Genomic DNA, 4,575 nt, shown 5'->3' with positions numbered 1-4,575 from the left:
GGTGGTGGTGGCGGGTTTTTGGGGTTGTGTGGTGGGGTTTGTGGTTGCTGGTGTTTTTGTTGTTGTGGTGGACGGGGTGATGTGCTGGGCGTTAGTATTCTTTTGTGTTTTCGGTGTGTTCTGGATTGGGTGGTGGTCTGCCTGGTCCGTCCCGGGTTCTTCGTCGGTTGCGGGGGGTTGGCCGGTATGAAGGGTATTGTTCTGGCGGGGGGGAGCGGGACGCGTCTTTATCCGCTGACTCATACGGTTTCCAAGCATTTGCTTCCTGTTTACAACAAGCCGATGATTTATTATCCGTTGTCGGTTCTGATGCTCGGTGGTATCAGGGATGTTCTGGTGATATCGACTCCGTCGCATGTTGGTATGTTCCGGGGGCTGCTGGGTGACGGGAGCCGGCTCGGTCTTTCTATTGAGTATGCTGAGCAGTCGCAGGCCAATGGTATTGCGGAGGCTTTCGTTATCGGTGAGAAGTTCATCGGTGATGATCCGGTCGCGTTGATTCTGGGTGACAATATTTTTCATGGTCCTGGTCTGTCGGGTCTGTTGAGTGATCAGTGCCGGGATGTTGATGGGTGTGTGCTGTTCGGTTATGCGGTGAAGGACCCGGAGCGTTATGGCGTCGGGGAGGTCGATGGCCGGGGTGAGCTGGTGTCGCTGGTGGAGAAGCCGGCCGATCCGAGGTCGAATCTGGCGATCACCGGGCTTTATCTTTATGACAACGGGGTGGTGGATATCGCGCGGTCGGTCAGGCCGTCCGCACGTGGTGAGCTGGAGATCACGGATGTCAATAAGGAGTATCTCCGGCAGGGCAGGGCCAGGCTGGTCGATCTGGGCCGGGGGTTCGCGTGGCTCGATACCGGTACGCATGATTCGTTGCTCCAGGCCGGGCAGTACATACAGGTCCTGGAGGAGCGTCAGGGTGTGCGGATCGCTTGTCTGGAAGAGATCGCTTTCCGTATGGGGTTCATTGATTCCGCTGCTTGTTACGCGTTGGGCGGGCAGTTGGGTAATTCGGACTACGGTGCCTATCTCATGGCCATCGCGAGTGCGGATCGCTGAGGGGGCGGGATGCGTATCGTTGTGACCGGCGGAGCCGGGTTCATCGGGTCTCACTTCGTCCGGCAGTCCCTGACCGGTGTGTACACCGGTGGTGTCGTGCCCGAGGTGGTGGTGCTGGACAAGCTCACCTATGCCGGGAACCGGGCGAATCTGGCCCGGGTCGCGGATGATCCGCGGCTGGTCTTCGTGCACGGTGATATCGGTGACCGTGCACTGGCGGCGGAGGTGCTCAAGAGGGGTGACCTGGTTGTGCATTTCGCCGCGGAGTCACATGTGGACCGCTCGATCGGCGGGTCCGAGGATTTCATCCGGACGAATGTGCTCGGTACCCAGGTCCTGCTGGAGGTGTCGCTGCGTGCCGGGGTCGGGAAGTTCGTCCATGTCTCGACGGACGAGGTCTACGGCTCGATCGATGAGGGGTCGTGGAGTGAAGACCGGCCGCTGGAGCCGAACTCCCCGTATTCGGCGTCGAAGGCGTCTTCCGATCTTCTGGTACGGGCGTTCCACCGCACGCACGGGCTGCCGGTGTGTATCACCCGGTGTTCCAACAACTACGGGCCGTACCAGAACCCCGAGAAAGTGATTCCGCTTTTTGTGACGCGGTTGCTGGACGGGAGGAAGGTGCCGCTCTACGGGGACGGCGGCCATGTACGGGACTGGCTGCATGTGGATGACCACTGCCGGGCCGTCGCGCTGGTGGCGGAAAAAGGTGAGGCGGGCGGGGTGTACAACATCGGTGGTGGTACCGAGCTGGCGAACCGTGAACTCACGGAGCGGCTGCTGCGTATGACGGGTGCGGATTGGTCCATGGTGGAGCGTGTGGCGGACCGCAAGGGTCACGATCGCCGGTACTCGGTCGATATCACGAAGATTTCCACGGAACTCGGTTACCGCCCGCAGGTCTCTTTTGACGAGGGACTCGCGGAGACCGTCGAATGGTACAAGAAGCGGCGCGACTGGTGGGAGCCGTTGAAGGGGCCCGGGAGGCCGGCTCGGTAGACCGGGGCCGGGCGGCCCTGTGTTCCGGACATTCGTCCTCAGCCGCCAGGTGTTCGGTACGGGGCGGATGGAGGAGGCGGAATGCATCACATCGCCGTGGCGGCACTTCCGTATTTCCGGCCGGCCGGAAATACGGGTGGAATCCCGGCCGGTGGCCGGTGGCCGGTGGTTGGTGGTCGTGAATTAATTCCTGTCTTGTCGGCGGGGTAATTCCTGTCCTGCCGGTCAGGGGGCGGTGTGTTTCCGGGAGCCGGTACCGCGGCGGGGGTGCATTGCTGCCGCGAAGGTTTCTGCACAGCCCGGTGGCGGAACACCTCACCCGCTCGCCTCACCCGCTCATCGCACCCGCTCATCGCACCCGCTCGCCTCACCCGCTCGCCTCACCCGCCCATCGCACCCGCTCGCCTCACCCGCTCGTCGCGCCCGTTCGTCGCGCCCGTTCGTCGCGCCCGTTCGTCGCGCCTGCTCGTCGCGCCTGCTCGTCGCGCCCGTTCGTCGCGCCCGTTCGTCGGATCGGGCACCGTGTCTCCGCCATGCCTGCTGGGGGGTGCGTCGCGTGCTCCGGTGCTGCTGCCTGCGTACGTTCGCCGAGGGGGTTGCTGTGTTCTGGCCGGGGCTGTGGGCCCATTTGGCGCTCCGCGTCACGGGCCGGGTCGGGGGAGGGGTGGGTTCGTGTGGGTGGCTGTTTGTCTGTCTTGCGGTGTGCTGCTGGTCCGGTGGGGTTGTCGGGGCGGTTTCAGTGTCCGGTGGTGGCGGGATCCAGCCATGCGGCGATCTCCTCGGTCACTGCCGGGGCGTGGGTGTTGAGGTAGAAGTGGCCGCCTGGGTAGACGGTCATGTCGAATCGTCCGGTGGTGTGGTCGGCCCATGTGCGTACTTCGTCGGTGGTGGCTTTGGGGTCGGTGTCTCCGGTCAGGGCGTGGAGGGGCGTTGACAGGGGCGGGCCGGGCTCGTAGCGGTAGGTTTCGGCGGCTTTGTAGTCGGCGCGGATCGAGGGCATGACCATGCGCTTGATCTCGTCGTCCTCGAGGAGTTGGGACTGGGTGCCGTCCAGGCGTCTGATTTCTTCGAGGAGGCCGTCGTCGTCGCGCAGGTGGACGCGTTCGTCCCGGTGTGCGCTCGGTGCCCGCCGCCCGGACGCGATGAGTGCGGCGGGCACGATGCCCTGTGCTTCCATGCGCAGAGCGACTTCGAAGGCGACCGAGGCGCCCAGGCTGTGTCCGAACAGTGCCAGTGGTTTGTCCTGCCAGGGGGCGATGACCTCGACGATGCGGTCGGCCAGGTCCCGTACCGTTTCCAGGCACGGTTCGTTCCTGCGGTCCTGCCTGCCGGGGTACTGCACGGCCAGGGTCTCGACGCGCGGAGCGAGACGCTGTGAGACGGGGTAGAAGTAGCTCGCGGAGCCTCCCGCGTGCGGGAGGCAGAGCAGCCGGACGGGTGCCTGGGGTGCGGGATGGAAGCGGCGCACCCACAGGTCGGCCGCGTCGCTGTTCGTCGCCATCGCGTTTGTCGTCCCTTCACACCGGGGGGGGTCCGCCCCCGGGGGGGGGGCGGCCCCTTCGAGGTGCGCCGCCTGCGCCGCCGCCGGCGCGCGGCCATACACAGGCCCAGGCCCAGACGATCGCAGCGCCACCGGCCGCCGACAACCCCTAACGATCGCGGACGACCACCCGCCCCCCCGCCCGGGTTACGGTCCGCCCGGGTTGCCGTCGGCCCCGGGTTGTCGTCGGCCCCGGGTTGCGGTCGGCCCGGGTTGCGGTTGGGCGGGCCAGGTGCGGTGCGGGGGGCATGGGCGCATCGTGAGCGGTCGCCGGGCGGGTCGTCAGCGGCGGGACCGCCGGGTGCCGTCCGGGCCGCAGACATCCGGCTGTGTGGCGGGGCTCTCTTCGCCCCGCTCCTGCGGGCCCCCCCCCCGGCAGGGGGCGGAGCCGGCCGGTGGCCTCCCGCCCGCCCGCGCCGTGGTGGGGGTGGTTGCCGGTGCCGCGGACGGTTCGCCGGTACCTGTCGTCGAACTGCCGCCTGCCGGTGGGCGCCTGGCACCCAAGGCCGCCCGGCTCCCGGTGGGTTCCCGGCTCCCGGTGGGCTCCGGGCTCCCGGTGGGCTCCTGGCACCCCAAGGCCGCCCGGCTCCCGGTGGGTTCCCGGCTCCCGGTGGGCTCCTGGCACTCCGTGGGTTCCCGGCTCCCGGTGGGTTCCTGGCTCCCGTTCGAGCGGGGGCAGGCCCCCGGCCCCCCGGTGCCGGCGGAAGGGTCAGGTGGCTTCTTCTCCCGGGTGCTCCGGCCGTGTTCGGGCGGGGTGGGTTCTGCCCGTGCCCGTGCCCGTGCCTGTGCCCGTGCCCGTGCTCGTGCTCGTGCCTGTGCCTGTGCCCGTGCTTGTGCTCGTGCTTGTGCTTGTGCCGTGCGGGCACGGTGCTCCGTGTCCGTGCGGTGGTGTGCCTGTGGGGTGCGCTTGCGCGAGGTGTGCGCTGCCCGGCTGTTCTTGAGGGGCGGCGGCGGTTCGGTGTCAGGTTCTAGGGGGG

At 67.2% G+C, this 4,575-nt stretch carries 3 protein-coding genes; 2 read left to right on the top strand and 1 reads right to left on the bottom strand.

The window, feature by feature from the left end; all coding sequences use genetic code 11:
* Positions 1-186: 186 nt before the first annotated feature.
* Positions 187-1,059: a glucose-1-phosphate thymidylyltransferase RfbA gene (gene rfbA, locus JS521_RS34065; RefSeq protein WP_205086748.1), complete on the top strand. Its 873-nt coding sequence runs from the start codon at positions 187-189 to the stop codon at positions 1,057-1,059.
* A gap of 9 nt (positions 1,060-1,068) precedes the next feature.
* Positions 1,069-2,058: a dTDP-glucose 4,6-dehydratase gene (gene rfbB, locus JS521_RS34060; protein ID WP_205086747.1), complete on the top strand. Its 990-nt coding sequence runs from the start codon at positions 1,069-1,071 to the stop codon at positions 2,056-2,058.
* A gap of 736 nt (positions 2,059-2,794) precedes the next feature.
* Here the strand turns inward: rfbB and JS521_RS34055 are convergent.
* Entirely contained in the window at positions 2,795-3,559 is a 765-nt protein-coding gene (locus tag JS521_RS34055; RefSeq protein WP_205086746.1) for a thioesterase II family protein, read from the bottom strand.
* Positions 3,560-4,575: the final 1,016 nt, after the last annotated feature.

It is taken from the genome of Streptomyces durocortorensis (assembly GCF_016901035.1).
Lineage (GTDB): Bacteria > Actinomycetota > Actinomycetes > Streptomycetales > Streptomycetaceae > Streptomyces > Streptomyces durocortorensis.
The sequence above is the reverse complement of the archived record's forward strand: the minus strand, read 5'-3'. Positions and strand labels throughout refer to the sequence as shown.